The organism is Acinetobacter terrestris, from assembly GCF_004331155.1.
In the GTDB taxonomy this organism is placed as follows: domain Bacteria; phylum Pseudomonadota; class Gammaproteobacteria; order Pseudomonadales; family Moraxellaceae; genus Acinetobacter; species Acinetobacter terrestris.
In genome coordinates this window covers 34,235-56,639 of sequence record NZ_SJNZ01000017.1, presented here as the reverse complement: position 1 = coordinate 56,639, position 22,405 = coordinate 34,235, and the positions used below count along the sequence as shown (strand labels likewise).

Annotated in this window: 20 protein-coding genes and 1 tRNA gene; 17 read left to right on the top strand and 4 right to left on the bottom strand. The window is 42.6% G+C overall.

The window, feature by feature from the left end; genetic code table 11:
* Positions 1–7: 7 nt before the first annotated feature.
* From mobA to E0H81_RS10730, 9 genes are all read left to right on the top strand, one after another.
* Positions 8–634 (top strand): molybdenum cofactor guanylyltransferase, encoded by a 627-nt coding sequence (mobA, locus tag E0H81_RS10770; RefSeq protein WP_131318818.1) that lies wholly within the window; start codon positions 8–10, stop codon positions 632–634.
* A gap of 154 nt (positions 635–788) precedes the next feature.
* Positions 789–1,841, top strand: a complete 1,053-nt coding sequence (gene moaA, locus E0H81_RS10765; RefSeq protein ID WP_131318816.1) for a GTP 3',8-cyclase MoaA — start codon at positions 789–791, stop codon at positions 1,839–1,841.
* A gap of 1 nt (position 1,842) precedes the next feature.
* Positions 1,843–2,094, top strand: coding sequence for a MoaD/ThiS family protein (locus E0H81_RS10760; protein ID WP_131318814.1), 252 nt, complete (start codon positions 1,843–1,845; stop codon positions 2,092–2,094).
* A gap of 1 nt (position 2,095) precedes the next feature.
* Complete coding sequence (locus E0H81_RS10755; RefSeq protein ID WP_131318812.1) at positions 2,096–2,665, top strand: molybdenum cofactor biosynthesis protein MoaE; 570 nt, start codon at positions 2,096–2,098, stop codon at positions 2,663–2,665.
* Entirely contained in the window at positions 2,634–3,638 is a 1,005-nt protein-coding gene (gene moaCB, locus E0H81_RS10750) for a bifunctional molybdenum cofactor biosynthesis protein MoaC/MoaB (RefSeq protein WP_280526102.1), read from the top strand. Before E0H81_RS10755 ends, moaCB begins: the two co-directional genes overlap by 32 nt.
* Positions 3,638–4,867: a molybdopterin molybdotransferase MoeA gene (locus E0H81_RS10745; RefSeq protein ID WP_131318808.1), complete on the top strand. Its 1,230-nt coding sequence runs from the start codon at positions 3,638–3,640 to the stop codon at positions 4,865–4,867. Before moaCB ends, E0H81_RS10745 begins: the two co-directional genes overlap by 1 nt.
* A 14-nt stretch (positions 4,868–4,881) precedes the next feature.
* Positions 4,882–5,643 carry a molybdate ABC transporter substrate-binding protein gene (gene modA / locus E0H81_RS10740; protein WP_131318806.1) on the top strand — a complete coding sequence of 254 codons (762 nt, stop codon included), beginning with the start codon at positions 4,882–4,884 and terminating at the stop codon, positions 5,641–5,643.
* Positions 5,644–5,670: 27 nt separating this feature from the next.
* A complete protein-coding gene (gene modB, locus E0H81_RS10735) occupies positions 5,671–6,354 on the top strand; it encodes a molybdate ABC transporter permease subunit (protein ID WP_131318804.1) in 684 nt (227 codons plus the stop codon).
* A 1-nt stretch (position 6,355) separates the two neighbouring features.
* On the top strand, positions 6,356–6,997 hold the full coding sequence (locus E0H81_RS10730) for an ATP-binding cassette domain-containing protein (RefSeq protein ID WP_131318802.1): 642 nt from the start codon (positions 6,356–6,358) through the stop codon (positions 6,995–6,997).
* 103 nt (positions 6,998–7,100) lie between these two features.
* On the opposite strand, the gene E0H81_RS10725 is transcribed toward E0H81_RS10730, so the two are convergent.
* The 3 genes from E0H81_RS10725 to cysS form a co-directional block, all read right to left on the bottom strand.
* A complete protein-coding gene (locus E0H81_RS10725) occupies positions 7,101–7,487 on the bottom strand; it encodes a carboxymuconolactone decarboxylase family protein (RefSeq protein WP_067724465.1) in 387 nt (128 codons plus the stop codon).
* Positions 7,488–7,871: 384 nt separating this feature from the next.
* Positions 7,872–7,947 (bottom strand) — tRNA-Gly (locus E0H81_RS10720).
* Positions 7,948–8,009: 62 nt separating this feature from the next.
* Positions 8,010–9,431 carry a cysteine--tRNA ligase gene (cysS, locus tag E0H81_RS10715; RefSeq protein WP_131318800.1) on the bottom strand — a complete coding sequence of 474 codons (1,422 nt, stop codon included), beginning with the start codon at positions 9,429–9,431 and terminating at the stop codon, positions 8,010–8,012.
* A gap of 215 nt (positions 9,432–9,646) precedes the next feature.
* Here cysS and E0H81_RS10710 point away from each other — a divergent pair, with 215 nt between their 5' ends.
* The 8 genes from E0H81_RS10710 to E0H81_RS10675 all read left to right on the top strand — a co-directional run bounded on the left by E0H81_RS10710 (position 9,647) and on the right by E0H81_RS10675 (position 18,078).
* Positions 9,647–10,624 carry a KpsF/GutQ family sugar-phosphate isomerase gene (locus tag E0H81_RS10710; protein ID WP_131266559.1) on the top strand — a complete coding sequence of 326 codons (978 nt, stop codon included), beginning with the start codon at positions 9,647–9,649 and terminating at the stop codon, positions 10,622–10,624.
* A gap of 3 nt (positions 10,625–10,627) precedes the next feature.
* Entirely contained in the window at positions 10,628–11,167 is a 540-nt protein-coding gene (locus E0H81_RS10705; RefSeq protein WP_131318798.1) for a KdsC family phosphatase, read from the top strand.
* Positions 11,168–11,208: 41 nt separating this feature from the next.
* Positions 11,209–11,757, top strand: coding sequence for an LPS export ABC transporter periplasmic protein LptC (lptC, locus tag E0H81_RS10700; RefSeq protein ID WP_131318796.1), 549 nt, complete (start codon positions 11,209–11,211; stop codon positions 11,755–11,757).
* Positions 11,741–12,307 carry a lipopolysaccharide transport periplasmic protein LptA gene (gene lptA / locus E0H81_RS10695; protein WP_131318794.1) on the top strand — a complete coding sequence of 189 codons (567 nt, stop codon included), beginning with the start codon at positions 11,741–11,743 and terminating at the stop codon, positions 12,305–12,307. The genes lptC and lptA overlap by 17 nt, the downstream gene beginning before the upstream one ends.
* Complete coding sequence (gene lptB / locus E0H81_RS10690) at positions 12,307–13,053, top strand: LPS export ABC transporter ATP-binding protein (protein WP_131266551.1); 747 nt, start codon at positions 12,307–12,309, stop codon at positions 13,051–13,053. Before lptA ends, lptB begins: the two co-directional genes overlap by 1 nt.
* Before the next feature lie 206 nt (positions 13,054–13,259).
* Entirely contained in the window at positions 13,260–14,756 is a 1,497-nt protein-coding gene (locus tag E0H81_RS10685; protein WP_378235380.1) for a TolC family outer membrane protein, read from the top strand.
* On the top strand, positions 14,753–16,891 hold the full coding sequence (locus tag E0H81_RS10680) for a type I secretion system permease/ATPase (protein WP_131266547.1): 2,139 nt from the start codon (positions 14,753–14,755) through the stop codon (positions 16,889–16,891). Before E0H81_RS10685 ends, E0H81_RS10680 begins: the two co-directional genes overlap by 4 nt.
* Positions 16,888–18,078, top strand: coding sequence for an HlyD family type I secretion periplasmic adaptor subunit (locus tag E0H81_RS10675; protein WP_131318791.1), 1,191 nt, complete (start codon positions 16,888–16,890; stop codon positions 18,076–18,078). Before E0H81_RS10680 ends, E0H81_RS10675 begins: the two co-directional genes overlap by 4 nt.
* A gap of 343 nt (positions 18,079–18,421) precedes the next feature.
* On the opposite strand, the gene E0H81_RS10670 is transcribed toward E0H81_RS10675, so the two are convergent.
* A complete protein-coding gene (locus E0H81_RS10670) occupies positions 18,422–22,381 on the bottom strand; it encodes a SwmB domain-containing protein (RefSeq protein ID WP_131318789.1) in 3,960 nt (1,319 codons plus the stop codon).
* Positions 22,382–22,405 lie beyond the last annotated feature (24 nt).

The following is a 22,405-nucleotide window of genomic DNA, read 5'->3' as shown; positions in this document are numbered from 1 at the left end:
GATAAAAATGAAGAAAGGAATAAATAAGTCAGTTTATCCAGACACCGATCTGGTGATTTTGGCCGGTGGACAGGCACGGCGCATGAATGGCATCAATAAGCTGTTGCAGAAATTTGATGATCAGATTCAACTGATCAAGATTCATCAACAGCTTAAATCACATGTTGCACAAGTTTGGATCAATAGTCATCGTGACGATTCAATCTATCAAAAAATGATTCCCAGCATTCATTGCTATCAGGATGATGAAAGTGGTTTTTTAGGTCCACTCATGGGCATGAAAAGTGCCTGGTCACATGTACAGGCAGACCATGTGCTGTTTGTACCCTGTGATGTGACCTACATTCCTCCAAAGGTGATTTTAAAATTGCATCAGGCTTTAGCCAAAAATAGCTTGGCGGAAGTCGCCTATGTGGAAATAAATGGTGAAGCACTGTATCCATTTTGCCTGGTTAAACGCAGCAGCTTAGCCACCTTTATGATGCATCTTGAACAAAAACAGCGCAGTTTAAAGCATTGTTTTTCTGATTTGCACGCACAAGTGGCACGTTTTAAAAATCACGCACTGTTTTTTCACAGTATTAATTCAATGGATGAGCTGCAACAGCATCAACAACTCAAATTTCTGCATTAAAACTGAATATTTTTCGTTAAATCTAAATACTTCGCCTTTTGGCACAAAGTTGGAACACTTATTGCAAATCTAATCATAACAAGATGGGGCGATTCAACATTTGCGCACAATAGGTGTGCAGTCACCACAAAATGCCTGAAGATGGATGTTCAAGATGAATATGATGACAGAGCTTAAAACCGAAGCGCAATTTGTCGATCAGTTTGGTCGTGGCAAGCGCAAACTGCGGATTTCAGTGACCGATCGCTGTAATTTTAAGTGTGTCTATTGCATGCCTGAACATCCGCAATGGATGAAAAAACACGACTTGCTCAGTTTTGAAGAACTCTACCAGTTTTGTGATTTTATGGTGCGTCGTGGTATTGAATCTATTCGGATCACCGGTGGAGAACCGTTAATGCGTCAGGGCGTGGTGCATTTTGTCGCGCAGCTGCAAGACCTAAAAAAGCTCGGGCTTAAACGCATTTCCATGACTACGAATGCACATTATCTCAAGCAATATGCCCAAGCCTTAAAACAGGCTGGACTGGATGATTTAAACATCAGTCTGGACAGTCTGGATGCTGACCAATTTAAACAGCTGACTCAAAAAGAGTTGGCACCGGTACTCGACGGAATTCGTGCAGCTCAAGCCGTTGGATTACCAATTAAAATCAATAGCGTATTAATGAACGGCATCAATGACAACCAGATTTTGCCTTTGGCACGCTGGTCGGTTCAGGAAAAAATCCACTTACGCTTTATCGAATTCATGCCGCTGGATGGTGACCGGAAATGGTCATCAGCACATGTGGTCAGTGAACAGCTAATTTTAAACACTCTAGCCACTGAATTTACAGTGACCAGCCAAGCCAATGATTCAGCTCAGTCAAATTCAGATCCGGCACGGCAATATTTTATTGATGCTCATCCGATCGGAATGATATCCACTATTACCCATTCATTTTGTGGAAGCTGTGATCGCATACGTTTAACCGCGCAAGGTGAGTTTTATAACTGCCTGTTTGCCCCAAAGGGTTTAAATCTTAAGGCTGAAATTAAGGCCCTGGCTTCATTTGAACCTTTGAGTGAGGTGAGCTTATACAGTGCTTTATCAAATTATATCTGGAACAAAGAACAGGGCTTTCATGCGATTGAACAACGTTTAAAAAATCAAAGTATGAATCAAAATAGTCGCAAAATTAGTATGCACATGCTTGGAGGTTAAGATGCAACAGATCAAAATCAAAATTGAAGCCTTCGGTGCGGTAGAACGGCAGTTGCCCCAAAACCTGGAAATCATTTGCAGCCCAAATAGCACTGTTTCCGAGGTTTTGGATCGAGTTACACAACAATATCCTGCCGCTTCAGCCATGATTGAGCGATGTGCCTGTACCATCGGTGAGGACATTATTTCACGTCAAAGTAAGCTTAATTCGGACAGTACCTTAGTGTTGCTGTCACCCGTGGCAGGAGGCTGAAATGGATGTATTGAAACAATTTTCACGGATTCAGGACATAGCCTTAAGCCTAGAGAGTTTTGATCAGATTCAAACTTTTCCAGAATGTGGTGGTACTGGTATTTTTGTCGGCACGGTGCGTAATCATCATGAAGGCAAAGCGGTTAAAGCGCTGAAATATACCGCCTATGCACCAGTGGCAGAAAAAATGATTCGCCAGATTGAGCAGGAAATTCAAGCCAAATATGCCGTGTCCTATGTGCGGGTGATTCACCGTGTGGGTGCCTTAGATATTGGTGAAAAAGCCATTATCGCGATTGCCTATGCAGCCCATCGCCGTGAAGCCTTTGCCGCCTGTGAAGAAGCGGTAGAACGGGTCAAGCATGAAGTTCCGGTCTGGAAAGAAGAATTTTACATGGATGGCAGTAGCCAATATGTGGAAGGCTGCTGTATCCGTAAGGATGACCTGAAAGAGCAACATGTTCATCACCATTTTGTTCATCGCCATCCTGTGAAGGCTGAACATGACCAACATCAACATTGCCATCATAGCAAAGAGAATGATCCACCGATCTACCAATGGCCGCTTTAAGTTAAGAACAAAATACCTGTATAGCAAAAATGAATCAAAGGAACATGCAATGAAAAATGTCGGGATGAAAGCGGAGAGTTATCGTACTGCAGTGGCAACAGGAATTCTGCATGCACCGCCACATTGCATTGAGTTGCTCCGTAACGGCAATACTGAAAAAGGTGATGCGCTAAAGACGGCACGCATTGCGGGTATTTTGGCGGCAAAACGTACCGATGAGCTGATTCCACTATGTCATCCATTGCCGATTTACCGTGCCGACGTTGAATATGAACTGTTTGATGCGCATGTGGAAATTATTGCCACTGTAGAAACCATTGGTCCAACAGGGGTCGAAATGGAAGCATTAACTGCAGTCAGTCTTGCCGGTTTAACCTTATATGACATGCTAAAACCGCATTGTGAACCTGAAGACCTATGTCTGGATCAGGTTAAATTACAAAATAAAAAAGGCGGTAAATCCCATTTTACCCGTGCCTTAAAAGAAGCGCTGCCTGCTTCTATCATTGTACTTTCAGATACCGTGGCTTCAGGAAAAAAACTGGATACAGCCGGCCAAAATGTTCTGGAAATTTTGCAGGAAGCCAATTTCAGCAATATTTCATATCAGGTGATTCCAGACAGTCCTGAGCAGTTACTGGCACTGATTGAACAGCAAAAAAATGATTATCCGCTCATTCTAACCGTAGGCGGTACAGGGTTGGGACCGAAAGATTTAACCGTGGAAACCATCCAGCCCTTATTGAAACGTGAAATTCCCGGGTTGATGGAAGCCTCGCGTAGCTTTGGTCAAAAACGTACCCCATATGCGGCTTTAAGTCGTGGTGTGGCAGGTTATATCGATAACAGTCTGGTGATGACCTTGCCGGGCAGTCGTCAAGGCGCCAAAGAATCCTTGATTGCCGTGTTGCCGGCATTGGTGCATTTATTTGATGTGCAAAAAAATATTCCCCATTCAGGAGGGTATGAATAATGTCAGGATGTGGCGCTGAACACGGCCTGATTACGGTAGATCAGGCGCTGGATTTAATCTTGCAGCACACCAAAGTTTTAGCGACTGAAAAACTTACATTAAGTCAGGCTTTAAACCGTTATTTAGCTGAAGATGTTTACTCGAATATCAATCTTCCCTTATTTTCGCAAAGTGCGGTAGATGGTTATGCGATTTGCGCCCAATCAGCGATTGAGCCGGATACAGAATTTGAACTGATCGGTGAAATTCAGGCAGGGCATTCTTCCGAGTTACAACTCCAAGCAGGGCAAGCGGTCCGGATTTTTACCGGTGCCAAAATTCCATTTGCAACCACAACGGTGGCGCGGCAGGAAATTGTACAGGTCATCGATGCATCCAGAATTAAAATAACCGAAAACCTAAAAGCCCATGCCGATATTCGCGATGTCGGTGAAGAAGTTTCAGTGGGACAATTACTGGCCAATAAAGGACAACAACTGTCCGTGGGTGCCATTGCATCTTTAAGCATGGCCGGCATTCAAGCGGTTGAAGTGTTTCAATATCCTAAAGTTGCGGTGGTGATCACGGGTGATGAGGTCGCGGAAAGTGTAGAAGACTTTGCAACAGGTAAAATTTTCGATGCCAATGGGCCTTTGATTGAAGCATGGTTTCGAAATCAGGCACAGCAGGTTGAAATTTTCCATGTGGTAGATACTGAAAAGGCGGTTAAAGGTTTAATTCAAAAATTATCAGAAAGCTATGATCTGATTTTAACCACGGGTGGGGTATCGGTCGGGGATTATGACTTTATTCGACCCGTGACTTTGGATTTGGGCTTTGAGCAGATTTTTTGGAAAGTCAAACAGAAGCCAGGCAAGCCGATGTTCTTTGCGCGATTAAAACGAGCGGATGATTCACATTGTTATTTGTTGGGTTTACCGGGCAATCCTGCGGCCGTGTATGTGGGCATGCAAATCTACACCTCAACTTTATTAAACGCCTTACAAGGACAGAGACAGCAACCGAACTGGTTTAGTGCAGTACTGAGCCATGATCTGAAAATGGATGCCAGAGAACGTTTTTTAAGAATGTCCGCCAGTATTGATCAATCGGTTTTAAAAGTGAAAAGTCTGTCCAAACAGCAATCGCATATGCTGAGTAATTTGATGCAGGCGAATTGTCTGGTACGTATTCCGGCAGGGCAAAGCTTGAGTGAAGGCGAGATTGTTCACGGTTTATTTATTCGCTGATGAGGAAAATGCACATGAAAAAATCCCTATTTTTATCCATGTGCCTCGCCATGACATTTTCCTCAGCCCATGCCGGGACAGTCAAAGTCTATGCGGCCGCAAGTCTAAGCAATGCCATGACAGATATTGCCAAGATTTACCAAGGCCAGCATCCACAAACTAAAATTGTACCTGTATTTGCTGCTTCATCCGCTTTGGCAAAACAGATACAAGCAGGCGCCAGCAGTGACCTGTTTCTCTCGGCAGATCAGGACTGGATGAATTATTTAGTGCAAAAAAATGTAATCGGTTCAAACTTGGTCACACCATTGCTATTTAATCAGCTTGTCGTCATCAGTCCAAAACATCTCAATATTGCATTTAAAGCGCAGCCTAATTTTAATTTTGCCCAGTCTTTTAAAGGACATCTGTGTACCGGGCAAATGGAATCTGTTCCTGCAGGAAAGTATGCCAAACAAAGCCTGATGAAGCTAAAGTGGTTTAATAACTTGAAGGGACGTATCGTCGGAACAGATGATGTACGTTCAGCGCTGGCTTTTGTCGAACGCGGTGAATGTGAAGTCGGGATTGTGTATAAAACAGACGCACTCATCAGCCAAAAAGTCAAAATCATTGGAACCTTTCCGAGTAATTCACACCGCCCGATTGTTTATCCACTGGCATTGACCAGACAAGGTACAAAAAATAAAGAGGCAGTGCAATTTGAGCAGTTCGTAAAAAGCAGTGAGCGAGCCAAAACCATTTTCCAGAAATATGGTTTTAGCCTGAAATCTTAAACAGATACAGCAGGAGACAGTGACCCCATGTTAAGTCCCGAAGAGTTCAGTGCGCTGTATCTGTCTGCCAAAGTGGCCTTGTTTGCAACAGTTTTTAGTTTGCCTTTTGCTGTGGCGTTGGGCTGGTATTTGGCGCGTTATGAATTTCGCTTGAAGTTTCTGGTCGAGGCTTTATTACAGCTTCCGATGGTGTTGCCGCCTGTGGTTTTAGGTTATTTATTATTGGTCTTGTTCGGCAATCAGGGTTTTATTGGGCAGTATTTAAATGCCTTGGGAATACAACTGGCTTTTAACTGGAAAGGGGCTGTTTTGGCTTCGATGATTGTGGCATTTCCACTGATGGTGCAACCGGTTCGTTTGTCTTTTCAGCTCATGAATCAACAGTTAGACCAGATTGCAGGTTCATTGGGAGCTGCGCCGTGGAAAGTGTTCTGGAGTATCAATTTACCCTTGGCAGTTCCTGGAATCGTGATGGGCAGCATTTTATGTTTTAGCCGCAGTTTAGGTGAGTTTGGCGCAACCATTACCTTTGTCGGGAATATTCCAGATGAAACCCGAACCATCCCCATTGCGATTTATTCATTTCTGCAACAGCCCGATGGTGAGGATCTGGCAATGCGACTGGTTGCCTTGTCCCTGGTTTTGGCTTTTAGCGCCTTAATTGCCAATTATTTTATTCTGCAAAAGTATCAACGGAAATTGGGAGCTTGAAATGTTGAAATGTGATTTTCAATATCAACATGCCGATTTTATCTTGAATGTTGAACTGCAGATGCAGCAGCAACTTTTAGGCATTGTCGGTGCTTCGGGTTGCGGTAAAAGTACCTTGCTAAAAAATATTGTGGGGCTATTGCAACCTCAGCAAGGTTCGATCCAGTTTAACAACCGTATTTTGCTGGATACTACGCGGCAAATTCATGTACCGATGCATCAACGCAGAATCGCTTTAATTTTCCAGAATGCATTGCTGTTTCCACATATGAATGTGCAGCAGAATTTACGTTATGCAGAAAAATGGGTGGTCAAGTCTGAACGAAAATTCCAGTTTGATGAGATTGTAGATTTACTGGAATTAAAACCCTTGATTCAGCGTAAAGCACATCAGCTTTCAGGCGGGGAAGCGCAGCGTGTATCGATTGGACGTGCCTTATTGTCTTCACCGAATTTACTGTTGCTGGATGAGCCTTTAACGGGTCTGGATAACCATCTAAAACAGCAAATTTTACCGTTTTTAAAACGGATGAAACAGGAGCTAAATTTGCCGATGATCTATGTGACTCATCATATGCAAGAGCTGGAATATTTGCAGGCAGACACTGTGCAGTTAAACCAGGGACAGTTACAGAATAAGTAAAACCAAATATCTAAGAGCTAATGTTATTTCATTCAATAAAAAAAATAGCCTAAGCATTTAAATCATCAGCTACCTAAGCTATTTCGATAAACATCAAATGATACTATTCAGCTTTCTGATATTCATTAATCACTTCAAGTGCAGCACGGAAGGCTTCTTGGGTTGCGGGCGCGCCACAGTAGGGCAAGCTGTGAAGTAACACTTCCTGGATTTCTTCTACCGTCGCGCCGTTATTAAGTGCACCACGAACATGGCCTTTGAGCTCAGTTGGGCTTTTTTGCGCAGTTAAAAATGCAATGGTAATCAGCGAGCGGTATTTACGCGGCAATACGCCTTCACGCTGCCAGGTTGAACCCCAGGCATGTTCATTAATCCAGTCCTGCAAGGGTTGAGTAAAGGGCACAGTATTGTCTTGTGCGCGTTTTACAAAAGATTCGCCCATCACTTCGGTGCGAACTTTTAAACCATTTTCAAAATCTTGTTGTGACATATTTTTTACTCTTTCAAGGTTTATAAAAAAGAAGTGATCAAAGTTTAAGCCTGAATGACCTCTATGCGTATTGGTTTATGGTCGTAGTACGATTGTAATTTGGGGAACGATGCTACGCGGATACTGTGATGAATAATTGAATGTTTATAATAAAATTTGTGATTTTTTGGAAATGGCTGTTGGTGAGTTACTCATTTTTAAGAAAGATGATTTAAAAAATGAAATCTAAATTTTAATTTGGAATTTTATCTGGTCACTATTTGATATTATTTTGTTCAGATAAGCGATTTGAGATAAAAAGTAAAGATAAAGGATTGAGGTTAAAATTATAAAATAGTGATATAAAAAAAGTCCCAGTCTTTCGACTAGGGCTTTTTCGTATTCTGGAGCGGGAAAGGAGACTCGAACTCCCGACCCCAACCTTGGCAAGGTTATGCTCTACCAACTGAGCTATTCCCGCAATGGGGTGAATTATAGAGAATTTAATAGAACTGTCAACTCTCTCTCGTTACAAGTGAACAATTAATCAGCACGACGCCAAATGGTACCTTGACGGGTATCTTCCAGAACAACACCCTGATCAAGCAATGACTGACGAATTTCATCTGCCTTGGCGAATTCTTTGGCTTTTTTCGCGTCTTTACGTTGTTGAATCAAATCTTCAATTTGTTCTGCGGTTAAGCCTAAAGCTTCCTGACCAATATCAGACTTTAAGAAATCATCGACATTGTGTTGAACCAAACCAAGAATGTTGGTGAGATGACGTAAAGTTGAATAGTAAAGCGTTGCCTGTTCCTGGTTTTCATCCTTAACTGCGCGGTTGAGTTCTTTATTGATTTCGAACAATACCGCAATCGCTTCAGATGTATTAAAGTCATCACGCATTGCTGCATTAAAACGCTCAACCAGAGCATCATCTAAGCTTTCAACGGTTTCTTCACCATACACCGCTTGATAGGCTTTAAACGAATGATAGAAACGAGAAAGGGTATTTTTTGCTTCTTTCAGTGCAGTGTCAGAGAAATTCACTGGGCTACGGTAGTGTGAGGACACAATAAAGTAACGAATCACTTCAGGATGGAATTTATCCATCACATCGCGAATGGTGAAAAAGTTGCCTAAAGATTTCGACATTTTTTCGCCATCGACATTAATAAAGCCAACATGCATCCAGTAATTTACATATTGTTCATCGGTAGATGCTTCACTTTGTGCAATTTCATTTTCATGATGCGGGAACAGGAGGTCTGAACCGCCACCATGAATATCAAAGTGGTTGCCCAAGCAGCAAGTCGACATGGCTGAACATTCAATATGCCAGCCCGGGCGACCATTACCCCAAGGTGAAGCCCATGATGGTTCATTTTCTTTGGCATGTTTCCAAAGCACAAAATCGAATGGATGTTTTTTCTCAACTTCTACATCGACACGATCTGATGCACCAGCTTGCATATCTTCCAGTTTACGACCTGAAAGACGGCCATATTTAGCAAATTTTTCAACTTGAAAATACACATCGCCATTTGAAGATGGATAAGCCGTGCCTTTATTGACCAGATTACCGATCATATTTTGCATCTGGTCAATATAGTCAGTTGCACGCGGTGCTTCATCAGGGTGTAAGCAACCCAGATTTTCAGCATCGTCATTCATGGCTTGAATAAAACGATCGGTTAATGCGGTAATGCTTTCGCCATTTTCATTGGCACGTTTAATAATTTTGTCGTCAATATCAGTAATATTACGAACGTATTTTACCTTCCAGCCTTGACTACGCAAGAAACGGATAATGTAATCAAATGCAACCATGACGCGAGCATGCCCAATATGACAGTAATCGTAAACTGTCATACCGCAAACATACATATCGATATGTCCCTCGACACGCGGAACAAATTCAACTTTTTTACGTTGCTCTGAGTTGTATAGAACAAATGGTTGCATAGGTCTTCTAAAATGCTTTTACAAAAGATGGCTCATCTTAACCTAAGCATTATTATTCATAAAGTTTTAAGCGTTTTTTTTATATGCTTGTGAAAAGTTGTACATTTAGAAACGTGCGATTTGCATAGATATGATAAAATTGCGAAAATTATTTTTGCTTGATTAGAGTCAACGCTTTATAGCGTTAAGGTAAACCTACTTTGAACCCACCAAATATGCCAAATCAAATAGACTTCCAAAAAGTTGCATTAGAAACTTTGCGTATAGAAGAACAAGCGCTAGAAATATTGGCGACGCAAATCGATGAACGTTTTAGCCATGCATGTGAAATCATTCTGCAGTGCCGAGGGCGCTTAGTCATTACCGGCATGGGGAAATCTGGTCATATTGGTCGTAAAATGGCAGCAACTTTTGCTTCTACCGGTACGCCATCATTCTTTATGCATCCGGGTGAAGCAGGACATGGTGACCTAGGTATGCTGGTACCGGGCGATGTACTGATTGCGATTTCAAACTCGGGCAAGAGTGATGAAATTATGATGCTGATGCCCTTGATCAAGCGTTTGGAAATTCCGCTTATTACCATCAGTGGTGATGATAAAGGTCCGATGCCACAAAATGCAGACGTGGCGTTAACCTTGGGTAATATTCAGGAAGCCTGTCCACTGGGTCTGGCACCGACTTCAAGTACGACCGCAACCTTGGCTTTAGGTGATGCACTGGCAGTGGCTTTGCTGGATGCCCGTGGTTTTACTGCAGATGATTTTGCCATGTCGCATCCGGCGGGCGCTTTGGGTAAGCGCTTATTGTTGCATGTAAAACACCTCATGCATAAAGGGACAGAATTACCAAAAGTCTCTCCAGATACACCAATGAATCAGGTTTTATACGAAATTTCAAACAAACGCCTAGGTTTAACCACAATTGTAGACCAGAATAATGTTCTGCTTGGTATTTTTACCGATGGTGATTTACGTCGTTTAATTGATAAGCAACAAGGTTTTGATGTGAACCTGGTCGTGTCGGAAGTAATGACCAAGAACCCTTTAACCATTTCGCAAGAAGTGCGTGCTGTTGAAGCTTTGGAACGCATGAACGAAAACAAAATCAATCAATTTGTTGTGGTAAATGATGTAAATAAAGTCATTGGTGTCATTAGCATGCATGACTTGATTCAAGCTGGGGTAAATTAATAAATGGCATCTTATATTTTATTAGAACAAGCGCGTCATATTGAAGCTTTAGTTCTTGATGTCGACGGTATTTTAAGTGATGGTTTCGTGACACTCACCAATACAGGGGATGAAATCAAGTCCTTTGATATTCGTGATGGCTTGGGTATGAAACTTGTACAGAAAGCCGGTGTTAAAGTCATTATCATTACTGGACGTACCAGCAATATTGTTGAAAAGCGCATGTCTGACCTGGGTGTAGACTTGGTTTTTCAAGGCCGTGAAGATAAAGGCATCGCATTACGCGAAGCCTGTGCACAATTGAATGTTGCACCAGAAGACTGTTTATATATGGGCGATGATTGGCCGGATCTTTCTGCTTTTGCCATTGCAGGCATGAAAGTTACCGTGCCGAATGGTCATGTTGAAGTACGTCGCCGTGCAGACCTGGTGACTCAGGCAATGGGTGGGCGCGGCGCGGTACGCGAAATCTGCGATATGATTTTGATGGCTAAAGGGGCTTACGAAACGCTTCTTGAAAAATATACGTCTGTCCCACATTAATAGTTAAATAATTCATTTAATTTGAGTTAAGTACCACACTTATGGATACAAAAGTTTTATACCTAACTGCTATAGCAATTGCAGCTATAAGTGGTGGTTATTACTATTACAGCGGCAAGGGCAATAAACTTGAGGTTGATTCAGCAAGGAGTATGACCTATTCCGCTGAAAAAATTAATCTCACCCAAACCGATGATAGCGGTAATTTGTATGTCCGCGCTCAGCTGGATCGTCTTGAACAGGACATGCAAAAACAAACTGCAAAACTCACCAATCTGAATGCGTCCATGTATACAAATGGCGCAGTCGATGCCACTTTTTATGCCAAAGTCGCAAATAGTTATGATGATAATGAGCGGGTTGTTTTGTCTGGAGATGTGTTGGCGGTTAAGTTGATGCAACAAGGCAAAATGCAGTTTCGTACCACAGAGTTAACGGGATATCCTAAAACTCGTGAAATTGAAACCAATAAACAAGTAATTGTGCAATCTCCGCAAGCTGAATTTGTAAGCCAAGGTCTGAAAGCCAATTTAAATAACGGTCAATACGAATTTTTTAATATTCGAGGAAAATATGAACCAAAATCTTAAGCTTACATTTTCTAAAACCTTGCTTCAGCAAGCAGCTTTAGTCGGTTTGGTTGTATTCTCATCGGCAACGGCATTTGCAATTCCTGCGGACCGAAATCAGCCCATCTCCCTAGTGGCTGACCGCGCAACCTATAATGAAAAAACCGGTGTGACGACTTATACCGGTAATGTCATCATCGAGCAAGGCACCATGAAATTGCAAGCCAATTCGATTATTGCCAATCTGAACAGTCAAAAAGAAATCAGCACCATTACTGCAACTGGCGGTCCCGCGCGTTTTCAGCAAAAAGTGGATGTCAATAAAGGTTTAGCCAAAGGGCAGGCACAAAAGATTCTCTATAATGCCCAAACCGGCATTATCACCTTGTCTGGCAGCGCATTGTTACAGCAAGATGGTGCAAGTATTCGTGGTAATACTTTGAAATATAGTATGAATAAGGGTGATATTGAAGCGACAGGTACCCCAAATAACACCGGTTCATCTTCAGGTCGTGTCCAAATTGTGATTCCACCTTCTAGTTCAAAATCATTCCCGGGAGCACGTGATTAATGGATCAATCGCTAAATCAGCCACAAACCCTGTGTATCAAACATCTTGCCAAAAACTATAGTAAAAGATGGGTGGTTAAGGACGTTTCTTTCCAGATGCAAAGTGGACAGATTGTTGGATTACTTGGTCCAAATGGTGCCGGTAAAACCACAAGTTTCTACATGGTGGTTGGTTTAGTCCGTATGGATAAAGGCGAGATTCATTTAGATGATCTGGATTTGTCTGATTTGGCCATGCATGAACGTGCCCGTAAAGGGATTGGTTATTTACCTCAAGAAGCGTCTATTTTTAGAAAACTGACCATTTCTGAAAATATTATGGCCATTCTTGAGACCCGTAAGGATTTAAACAAACAGCAACGCCAACAGCGTTTAAGTGAATTGCTGGCTGATTTTAAAATCACCCATATTAAAGATTCTTTAGGTATGAGTGTTTCAGGTGGCGAACGGCGTCGTGCCGAAATTGCCCGTGCTTTGGCTGCTGATCCTAAGTTTATGTTACTTGATGAGCCTTTTGCCGGGGTCGATCCTATTTCTGTAGGCGATATTAAGGATATTATTCGCACCTTAAAAGATCGTGGAATTGGCGTATTAATTACCGACCATAATGTGCGCGAAACTTTGGCGATTTGTGAACGAGCGTATATTGTCAGTGAAGGTGCGGTAATTGCGGAAGGAACACCGCAAGAAGTGCTTGAAAATGAAACAGTGCGCCAGGTTTATCTCGGTGAAGATTTTATGGTTTAAAAGTTTAAAAAATAATCAAAATAAAAGATGATTTTGTCATCAATCAATGACAAGATCATCTAGATATTATAGTTATAAAAAATAACAATTATTTTACAAAAACAACGTATTCTCTACCAAATACCTTAAAATATTTATTAAATGTAACTGCCATTCAAATGATATTAAAAAATCAATCTAAAGTAATTTTGCGGCAAAATCTATGTATGCGGAGCATGCAGTGTCTGATATGTATAATGCCTTTACAGATAAACTATGCACATGCAGATAGTTCAAAAGAGTTTATGCAATCGGTCAAGTCTGGGATCAGTCAAATTTTTGTTCCTAAGCCTGATGAAAACTATAATAAAGCCGATATTCACACCCTCAGTAATTTTCAATTGGACACCTCAAAAGTTCAGGAATTACCTGTAATACAAGGCTCTGATCGAACACTGGCTTTTTCTAAAAATCAACCGACGTATCAACCTGTTAGCCAATTAAGCTTCAATGAAACCATCCTTCGGGCATTACAGCGCAGTCCGGATGTTTCACAGAGTGTCTCGGTTTTAGCTGGACAGGGTGCTTATATTGATGTTGCCAAAGCCGGGTATTATCCCCAGCTTTCAGGCGGATTGTCCACGGGAGACTTAAGTTCCGGTGAACGTGGACGCCAGCTGATCAGTCTGAATGCCACACAAATGCTCTACGATTTTGGCAAGGTTAAAAGTGGGGTGGATATTGAACAGGCAAAGCTTGCGGCTGAACAGGCCAATGTTTTGCTGAGCATCGATAATGTGGCCTATGAAACTGCCAATGCGATTGTGAATATTAAGCGCTATCAGGAAATCACTCAAATTGCACAGCAGCAGATTAACGGCATTTCACGCATTGCAGAAATTGCCAATTTAAGAGCACAGGCGGGGATTAGTACCCAGGCCGACCCTGTTCAGGCACGTGCAAATTTAGAAGCTGCACAGGCCAATTTAGTGGTACAGCAAACGCAGCTGAAAAAAATTCAGCAGAAATTGCGTACCTTGTTGGGTGCAGATGTGACCGGTCAGGATTGGGCTATTCCAGAGCGTGTGGTGAGGGATTCCGATTTATACCGTGATCCAGAATTTAACAAAATTCCAAGCATGATTGCTGCACAGGCACAGGTCGAAGTTGCCAAATTTCAAAAGCAACAATCAAAATTAACTAACTATCCAACCTTGAGTGTTAAAGGTTCGCTCAGTCAGGCATTAAATGGCCGTAATCCCAATAATAATGAAGATGATGGGATGTATAACTCGATCATGCTGGAAGCGAGCAGTAATTTATATCAGGGGGGAGCGAAAGCATCCCAGACACGCGCTGCCAGTTATGCCGAGGAAGCTGCAAAAGCAAAGGTTAATTCAGTCTATCTGGATGTGCTGGATGAAATCCGGGTATTACGTGAAGAAATCGAAAATAAGCAGCATCTGATGACTATTCTGATGGCGCGCAAGGAAACCTCAATTCGTACCCGAGAGCTGTATCAGGAGCAATATAAACTGGGGACGCGTTCAGCAGTTGACTTGCTCAATGCAGAACAGTCTATTCACAGTGCAGCTCAGGAAATCGAAAATGCACGTTACGACATTTATGATGCAATTGTGAGATACATTACGGTTACAGGACGTTCTCGTGATCTCTATGATCTTAATAGTATTCCAATCCAGGGGTTTGAGATTCAGCCATGAATAATAAAAATAATTATCAGCCGTGGCTTCAAGCGGTACTCACGATTGCCAAACATTATCGTATAGAACCCTCTGAAGAACGTATCCGTTTACAGCTAGACTGGAATCCCAACCAGAATGTTGATGACATTCTGGCACTGATTACGCGTCAGGTCGGCATGAGTATGCGTAAGTCTGCATTCACTCAAGATTTAATCAATCCGTGGCGTCTCCCGGTTGTCGTAGAATTTCATGATGGTCAGGTCGGGGTGGTTGAAAAGGTCGATGCCGAAGGCAATGCCAATATCCAGCTAAGTGGTGATCAGGGACTGGCGCAGACTTTAACCCTGGATGTGCTGCAATCCAATATTCGTCATGTCTATATTCTTCGACCGGAGAAATCCGTGCCAGATGCGCGGGTGGATGAATACATCAAGCCTTATGAAAGCAGCTGGTTCTGGACCATTGTATTACGTGACTGGAAACGTTATGTCGATGTAATGTTTGGCTCCATGATTGCCAATATTCTGGCCTTGGCGACTGTGGTTTTTTCCATGAATGTCTATGACCGGGTAATTCCGGCACAGTCGATTCCCACTTTATGGGTACTGGCCGGTGGTGTACTGATTGCTGCAATTTTTGAATTCAGTTTGCGGGTCGCACGAATTTACCTGTCGGATATTATTGGCAAGCGTGCAGATTTAAGAATATCGGACCGGGTTTTTGGTCATGCGTTAAGAATTAAAAACAGTGAACGCTCCAAATCTACAGGCACGTTTATTTCACAGATTCGTGAGCTTGAAGGGGTGCGTGAACTGGTGACTTCCACCACAATTTCAGCCATTGCCGATTTACCTTTCTTTCTGCTGTTTTTGGGAATTTTCTGGCTGATTGGTGGCGACCTGTTCTGGGTGATGCTTCTGGTTGTGCCTTTAATGATTCTACCTGGAATTCTGGCACAAAAACCGTTGGCGAAACTGGCCAGTGAAGGCATGCGCGAAGGTGCAGTCCGTAATGCCATGCTGGTTGAAGCAGTCCAAGGCATTGAGGATATCAAGCTATTGCGTGCAGAAGCCAGATTCCAGAATCAGTGGAACCATATGAATGAATCATCTGCGGATGTTTCAATGCGTCAACGTAAAATTGTGGGCGTGATGAATGCCTGGACCCAGAAAATTCAGGGTTTGACCTTTGCAATTGTGGTGCTAGTGGGTTGTTTTGCGGTGATGAAAGGTGACATGACCACGGGTGCTCTGGTGGCCTGTTCGATGTTGTCTTCACGCATGCTCGGTCCGATTGCGCAAATTACCGGTGTGCTGGGCCGCTGGCAGCAAGCCAAAGTGGCGAAAAATGGACTGGATGAGTTAATGAAAAAACCGGTGGATCAGCCGGACCATGCCCATTTGATTCATCGTCCGGCGCTGAATGGTCATTATGAATTAACTGGCGTGACTTTCAAGTATGGCGAAGATGATCCAAAGCCAAGTTTGATGATTCCAAAGCTGGAAATCAAACCGGGTGAAAAGATTGCCATTCTTGGGCGTAATGGCGCAGGTAAATCGACACTGCTGCAATTATTGTCAGGCATGCAAACGCCTGTTCAGGGCAAAATCAAACTGGATGGTGTTGAACTGGGTTTAATCGATCCTTCAGATGTGCGCCGTGATATGGGGTTACTGAACCAGAATGCGCATCTGTTCTTTGGTTCGGTGCGTGAAAACTTGACCCTTGGTGCGCCTTTGGCCAGTGATGAAGAAATATTGAATGCCTTAAAAATTACCGGTGCAATTCATTTTGTGCAGGAGAAAAAAGAAGGCTTGGATCATATGATTCTTGAAGGTGGCGTTGGTTTTTCTGGTGGTCAGAAACAGGCCCTGTTACTGGCACGTTTACTGATTCGCCAGCCCAATATTCTGTTGCTGGATGAGCCGACAGCATCGATTGATGATGTATCGGAAAAACAACTGATTGATCATTTAAAATTATGGCTCGGTCAACGCACCATGATTGTTGCGACGCATCGTCGTGCAGTACTGGAGCTGGTGGACAGAATTATTGTGGTCAATGATGGCAAGATCGTGATGGATGGACCGCGTGATCAGATTCTCAATCAAAATCAGCCACAGCAACGTCAGGTTGCAGGAGCTAATTCATGAGAGCGAAATCACAGAATCTAAAAAGTAGCATCAAAGTCACTGAGCTTGAACCACCTTTACCCAAAGCCAGTTTGTTCATCTGGATTATCTGTTTGGGTTTAGTCACCTTATTGCTATGGGCATGGTTCTTTAAACTTGAAGAAGTCTCCACCGGGACGGGTAAAGTTGTGTCTTCCTCCAAAGAGCAGACTATTCAGTCGCTTGAAGGCGGCATTCTAACCAAGTTGAATGTTCGTGAAGGTGAAATTGTTAAACAGGGTCAGATCCTGGCTCAGCTCGATCCGACCCGGCTGGAATCCAATGTTGGAGAATCGGCTTCATTGCTGATGTCTTCACGCGCAACTTCAGCGCGTCTAAGAGCTGAAGTGAACGGAACACCACTTTCTTTTCCTCAAGAAGTGTTAAAAGACACTAAACTGGTGAAGGAAGAAACCGCACTTTATAATTCACGCCGTGCCAATCTGGATGAGTCCATGGCAGGTCTACGTCAGGCTTTAAGTTTGATTGAGCAGGAACTGAGCATGACCGAACCGCTTGTGGCTAAAGGTGCTGCTAGTGAAGTGGAAGTGTTACGTCTAAAACGTGAAGCCAATAATCTTCGTAATCAAATGAATGATATTCGCAATCAGTATTATGTGAAGTCGCGTGAAGAATTATCCAAAGCCAATACAGATGTAGAAACACAGCAACAAGTGGTGAGAGGGAAGTCAGATACTTTAAGCCGTACGGTTTTCAAGGCGCCCATGCGCGGTATAGTCAAGGAAATTGATGTCATGACCATTGGTGGCGTGATTCCACAAAATGGCAAGCTCATGACCATTGTTCCTTTAGATGAACAGTTATTGATTGAAGCGCGAATTTCACCCCGAGATATTGCATTTATTCATCCTGGTCAGGAAGCCCTGGTTAAAGTCACGGCTTATGATTATTCCATTTATGGTGGATTAAAAGGCAAGGTGACGACCATCTCGCCAGATACCATCCGGGATGAAGTGAAGCAGGACCAGTTTTATTACCGGGTTTATATTCGAACCAATACCGATAAATTAACCAATAAAGCCGGTAAGCAATTCAGTATTACCCCCGGTATGGTGGCCACTGTGGATATTAAAACCGGACAAAAATCAGTGCTGGATTATCTGATTAAACCGTTCAATAAAGCGCAAGAAGCCCTGCGTGAACGCTAATTAAAATTTAAGAATTTTAATTTAAAAACCTCCTTTTTACAGGAGGTTTTTTTATTGCCTAGATTCGTAGATGAAGTGCAACAGAAATTAATCTGGCTTGGAATCTGAGAAAGGATTTTGCTTACAAATACCTTGGCCAAAGCTGACTTCCACTTGAACAGCAAACGAAGATCATCAAAGTTTTACTGATAATGATTATTATAGTAGTGATTGCATCGACTTGGTTTTTGACGCTGTAAATATTTGCCTAAGATAAAAAAATCCCGCCGAAGCGGGATTTTTTTATCTTTAGTATTGGATTTTCCAAGAAAAGATTTCGAAAAACTTTTTCTTATCTGGCTAATTAAATTTGATTATATTTAATTAAATCATCAAGAACTAAACTTGTACTGGTTGTATTTTGCAAAATAATCAGCTCTGTTGGCGCATAGCTTGGGTCTGTTACCAAACCATCACGATCGATTTTTACTACCGTATCGTCTCCACGCTGTTCGAGTGTTATATAATTTCCAAGATTCGATGCATTTACAGTCTGATCACTCAGCAAAGCCGAAACATCAATTATGTCACCTTCAGCAGCATTGAAGTCAGTCCAGATATCTGTGTCATTGCCGCCAGTGGCATCAGTATTATTCAGTAAATAGTAGATTGCCGTATCTGCTCCAGCACCACCTGTCAGAATATCATTGCCTGCACCGCCTTGTAACAGGTTATCTGCGGAGTCATCGGCATAGTTAATGATCTGATTTACAGGATCAATATTGATCGTCAAATCTGCTGAAGCCGTTTCCTCATTCGCCTGTCCAGCATTACGCGTTACTGTATAGCTAAATACCTCACTGATCGGAGATCCTTGTCCATTTAAACTATTCGAATTATAAATAAAGCTACCATCATCATAGAGTTTAAGGACTCCATAGGTTCCCTGAATAAGAGTGAACTTACCATCTGCATCAGTTGAATCGAAAGTTACTGGCACGCCCTTAACTGCAGTTAATACTCCATCACCCCAGTTATCAGCTTGAGTACCATCGACTGAAGTTTCCTGAATATTTCCTGTTGCACGGTACGTTTCTCCATTCACAACATATACTTCGGCGGTGGTTCCACCTAATATAGTTAATGGATTACTCAAAATTTCTTGAGCCACAAGATCTAATAATCCATCGACAGTGGGTAAAACGTTACCTAATCTCAGATTAGTGAGTAAAGTATTCACTGATCCTAATAAGCTATTTAATCCAGTAGTCAGACCTGTGCCTTCAAGTACCGTATCTGACAAGATATCGTTAACTAACGGTTCTACTAAATTATCGAATAATGCTTGGCCCGCACCATCTACACCATCTAGAATTCCATTTACCAAGCTATTTAGAGCTGAACCTAGACCGAGTGTAGTCAATAGGAATCCTAGTGCACCTCCTGAATTTCCTGCGAGTAATTCACTTAGAGGTGTGTTATATACATCGCCTAATATTGGACGAACCAATACATTATCTAGGGCAAGTGACAGGATCGTATCAATAGCTCCCGTTAAGGTGCCTAATGCTGGTACATCAGTGGTTAAACTTAACAACTGGCTGAGTGTCAATTGCTCTAATAGTCCACGAGGATCAGCATCTGGGCCTGTTAAAGCTGTTTCCAGTAAACCTAATACGGTATCTGATACCAGATCATTGACAGTGTTATCACCTAAGCTCGCTAAATCTACAGTAGCTAAAATATCTGCTAACTGTGAAGAGTCACCATAGATAGAAACTTCATAATTACCCGCAGGCAAGTCACTAATATCTAATCTCAGCCCTTGAGCATCTGCAACTCCACCTAATAATTCTAATCCTAGTGCACCAGCAATTAATCCTCCTTGACTTGTATCTGCGGCTGCCACCTGAAATTCTTCACCAGTCCTTGTATTTCGCACTACAAAAGTGAAAGCGCCGGCTAAGTCCACTAAATTATCTTGCTGTACAATAATCACAACATCTTCTGTACCACTATCAATAGTGAAATTCATTACTGCTATTCTTGAATCTCCAGGAAGAACACTAATCAAATCTTGTTCGTCTATTGTCGCAAGTGGTGTAGCTGTATTAATAGTCTTATTAACGAGTAAGGCAGAAATCTCATCATTGGCTAAACTCAGTGGTAGTTCCACATTATTCACTACACCATTCGGTAAGTCAGCTGTATTAAAGCCTGCTGCATCATTACCGGCAGTATCCTGAATGGCGTCGAGATCATTTCCAGCGCTTGGATCGGTATAGACCACATTAATGCTCTGGCCTGCGCTAATCAGCGGATCCGTGATCAGAGTTAGGGTATTTCCATCTGCACTTATACCAGTCACATTGACCACAGTCTGATCAGGTGCTATGCCGACAGTAACCACAAGGCTCGCTGCAGGTGGCAGATTGTCTGCATCCAAGGCTTCATTAAAACTGAGTTCAATGTTGCCGTTTTCATTGACTTCGGCTGCTAGCAGTGTCGGGCCCACAGTATCCGGGGTTGGCTGATCAGAATTATTCACGACCCCATTCGGCAGATCAGCTGTGCTAAAGCCTGCTGCATCATTGCCGTCCGAATCCTGAATCCCCTGTGTATTTCCCGGCGTGCTGTCGCTATAGCTCACTTCAACCACTTGACCTTGGGTAATTTCAGGGTCGGTGATCAGGGTAATGATGCTGCCATTGATAACAAGGTCTATCACCGGAACTGCTGTCCCATCCACAGTCACAGTGAAATCATCGTTTAATGGATTTGAGGAAGATACATCTTCATTAAAACTGAGTTCAATATTGCCATTTTCATTTACTTCGGCATCGATGAGTACCGGTGCATCCACATCTGGATTTTGCTGTTCCGAGTTATTTTCGACACCGCCCAGATCGACTGCATCAAATCCTTCCAGCACATTGCCGTCCGAATCCTGGATCCCTTGTGTATTTCCCGGCGTGCTGTCGCTATAGCTCACTTCCACCACTTGACCTTGAGTAATTTCAGGATCGGTGATCAGAGTGATGATACTGCCATTGATAAGAAGGTCTATCACCGGAACGGCTGCACCGTCCACAGTCACGGTGAAATCATCGTTTAATGGATTAGAGGAAGATACATCTTCATTAAAGCTGAGTTCAATATTGCCGTTTTCATTCACTTCTGCATCGATGAGTACCGGTGAATCTACATCTGGAGTTTGCTGTTCCGAATTATTTTCAACACCGCCCACATCGACTGCATCAAATCCTTCCAGCACGTTGCCGTCCGAATCCTGAATTCCTTGTGCATTTCCCGGTGTGCTGTCGCTATAGCTCACTTCAACCACTTGACCTTGAGTAATTTCAGGATCGGTAATCAGGGTAATGATGCTGCCATTGATAAGAAGGTCTATCACCGGAACTGCTGTACCATCCACAGTCACGGTAAAATCATCATTTAATGGATTAGAGGAAGATACATCTTCATTAAAGCTCAGCTCAATGTTGCCGTTCTCATTGACTTCGGCACTCAGTAGTGTAGGGGCGGTAGTGTCTGGGTTTTTTACTCCTCCCACTGCATCAGAATCGAGACCGTCTAATACATTACCTTCCGAGTCTTTGATACCTTGATCATTGTTTGGCGTACTATCTTGATAATCAACAGTAACGTCTTGGCCATCCTGAATTGCTGGCTCAGTGACCAATGTAATCTTATCGCCTTCTACGATGATATTGGTGACTGGAATTTCTTCGCCATCCACGATTACAGTAAAATCCTCAGGACGTGGATTTGAACCATTTACATTCTCATTAAAGCTTAATTCAAGCTGACCATTTTCATTAACAATGATGCCGGTTAATTTAGGCGGGGTATTGTCTCGACTTCCGGAATCAGAATCACCACCAGAAGAACCTCCTGAACCTGCAGCAGCGGCAATAGCCCCAATCGCTAGAGCGCCACCCAGCCAAGGTAAAATTCCGGCAGCCATATTTGTGCTTTCGACAGTACCTTCTGTGAGGGGATGATAAAGGATAGTGTCCAGCATTTCGCCATTTTGATCAGTAAACTCTGCCCAATATAATTTTCCTTCATTCTCAAAAACAATTCGATTGGCATCTACCGGATAGTCGAAATAGTTTTCAATAATGATGCTTTCGCCATTTTTGAGCTGAATAACTGCAGAATTTCCTTGACGAGTAATAGTCACCACTTCATCAATATCTGCATTTACCTGAATGACTGAATTTTGTGTTAGTTTCACAATATTATTATCAATATTCTGAAGGACTTCTCCATTTTCCGCGGATAGTATTTTAATCGTAGCCATATCGACTCTCCCACCTTTTTATAA

Bases quoted from the DNA above. Each gene is read 5' to 3' on its own strand.
- mobA (WP_131318818.1), top strand. From the start codon at position 8: ATGAAGAAAGGAATAAATAAGTCAGTTTATCCAGACACCGATCTGGTG.
- moaA (WP_131318816.1), top strand. From the start codon at position 789: ATGAATATGATGACAGAGCTTAAAACCGAAGCGCAATTTGTCGATCAG.
- E0H81_RS10760 (WP_131318814.1), top strand. From the start codon at position 1,843: ATGCAACAGATCAAAATCAAAATTGAAGCCTTCGGTGCGGTAGAACGG.
- E0H81_RS10755 (WP_131318812.1), top strand. From the start codon at position 2,096: ATGGATGTATTGAAACAATTTTCACGGATTCAGGACATAGCCTTAAGC.
- moaCB (WP_280526102.1), top strand. From the start codon at position 2,634: ATGATCCACCGATCTACCAATGGCCGCTTTAAGTTAAGAACAAAATAC.
- E0H81_RS10745 (WP_131318808.1), top strand. From the start codon at position 3,638: ATGTCAGGATGTGGCGCTGAACACGGCCTGATTACGGTAGATCAGGCG.
- modA (WP_131318806.1), top strand. From the start codon at position 4,882: ATGAAAAAATCCCTATTTTTATCCATGTGCCTCGCCATGACATTTTCC.
- modB (WP_131318804.1), top strand. From the start codon at position 5,671: ATGTTAAGTCCCGAAGAGTTCAGTGCGCTGTATCTGTCTGCCAAAGTG.
- E0H81_RS10730 (WP_131318802.1), top strand. From the start codon at position 6,356: ATGTTGAAATGTGATTTTCAATATCAACATGCCGATTTTATCTTGAAT.
- E0H81_RS10725 (WP_067724465.1), bottom strand. From the start codon at position 7,487: ATGTCACAACAAGATTTTGAAAATGGTTTAAAAGTTCGCACCGAAGTG.
- cysS (WP_131318800.1), bottom strand. From the start codon at position 9,431: ATGCAACCATTTGTTCTATACAACTCAGAGCAACGTAAAAAAGTTGAA.
- E0H81_RS10710 (WP_131266559.1), top strand. From the start codon at position 9,647: ATGCCAAATCAAATAGACTTCCAAAAAGTTGCATTAGAAACTTTGCGT.
- E0H81_RS10705 (WP_131318798.1), top strand. From the start codon at position 10,628: ATGGCATCTTATATTTTATTAGAACAAGCGCGTCATATTGAAGCTTTA.
- lptC (WP_131318796.1), top strand. From the start codon at position 11,209: ATGGATACAAAAGTTTTATACCTAACTGCTATAGCAATTGCAGCTATA.
- lptA (WP_131318794.1), top strand. From the start codon at position 11,741: ATGAACCAAAATCTTAAGCTTACATTTTCTAAAACCTTGCTTCAGCAA.
- lptB (WP_131266551.1), top strand. From the start codon at position 12,307: ATGGATCAATCGCTAAATCAGCCACAAACCCTGTGTATCAAACATCTT.
- E0H81_RS10685 (WP_378235380.1), top strand. From the start codon at position 13,260: ATGCGGAGCATGCAGTGTCTGATATGTATAATGCCTTTACAGATAAAC.
- E0H81_RS10680 (WP_131266547.1), top strand. From the start codon at position 14,753: ATGAATAATAAAAATAATTATCAGCCGTGGCTTCAAGCGGTACTCACG.
- E0H81_RS10675 (WP_131318791.1), top strand. From the start codon at position 16,888: ATGAGAGCGAAATCACAGAATCTAAAAAGTAGCATCAAAGTCACTGAG.
- E0H81_RS10670 (WP_131318789.1), bottom strand. From the start codon at position 22,381: ATGGCTACGATTAAAATACTATCCGCGGAAAATGGAGAAGTCCTTCAG.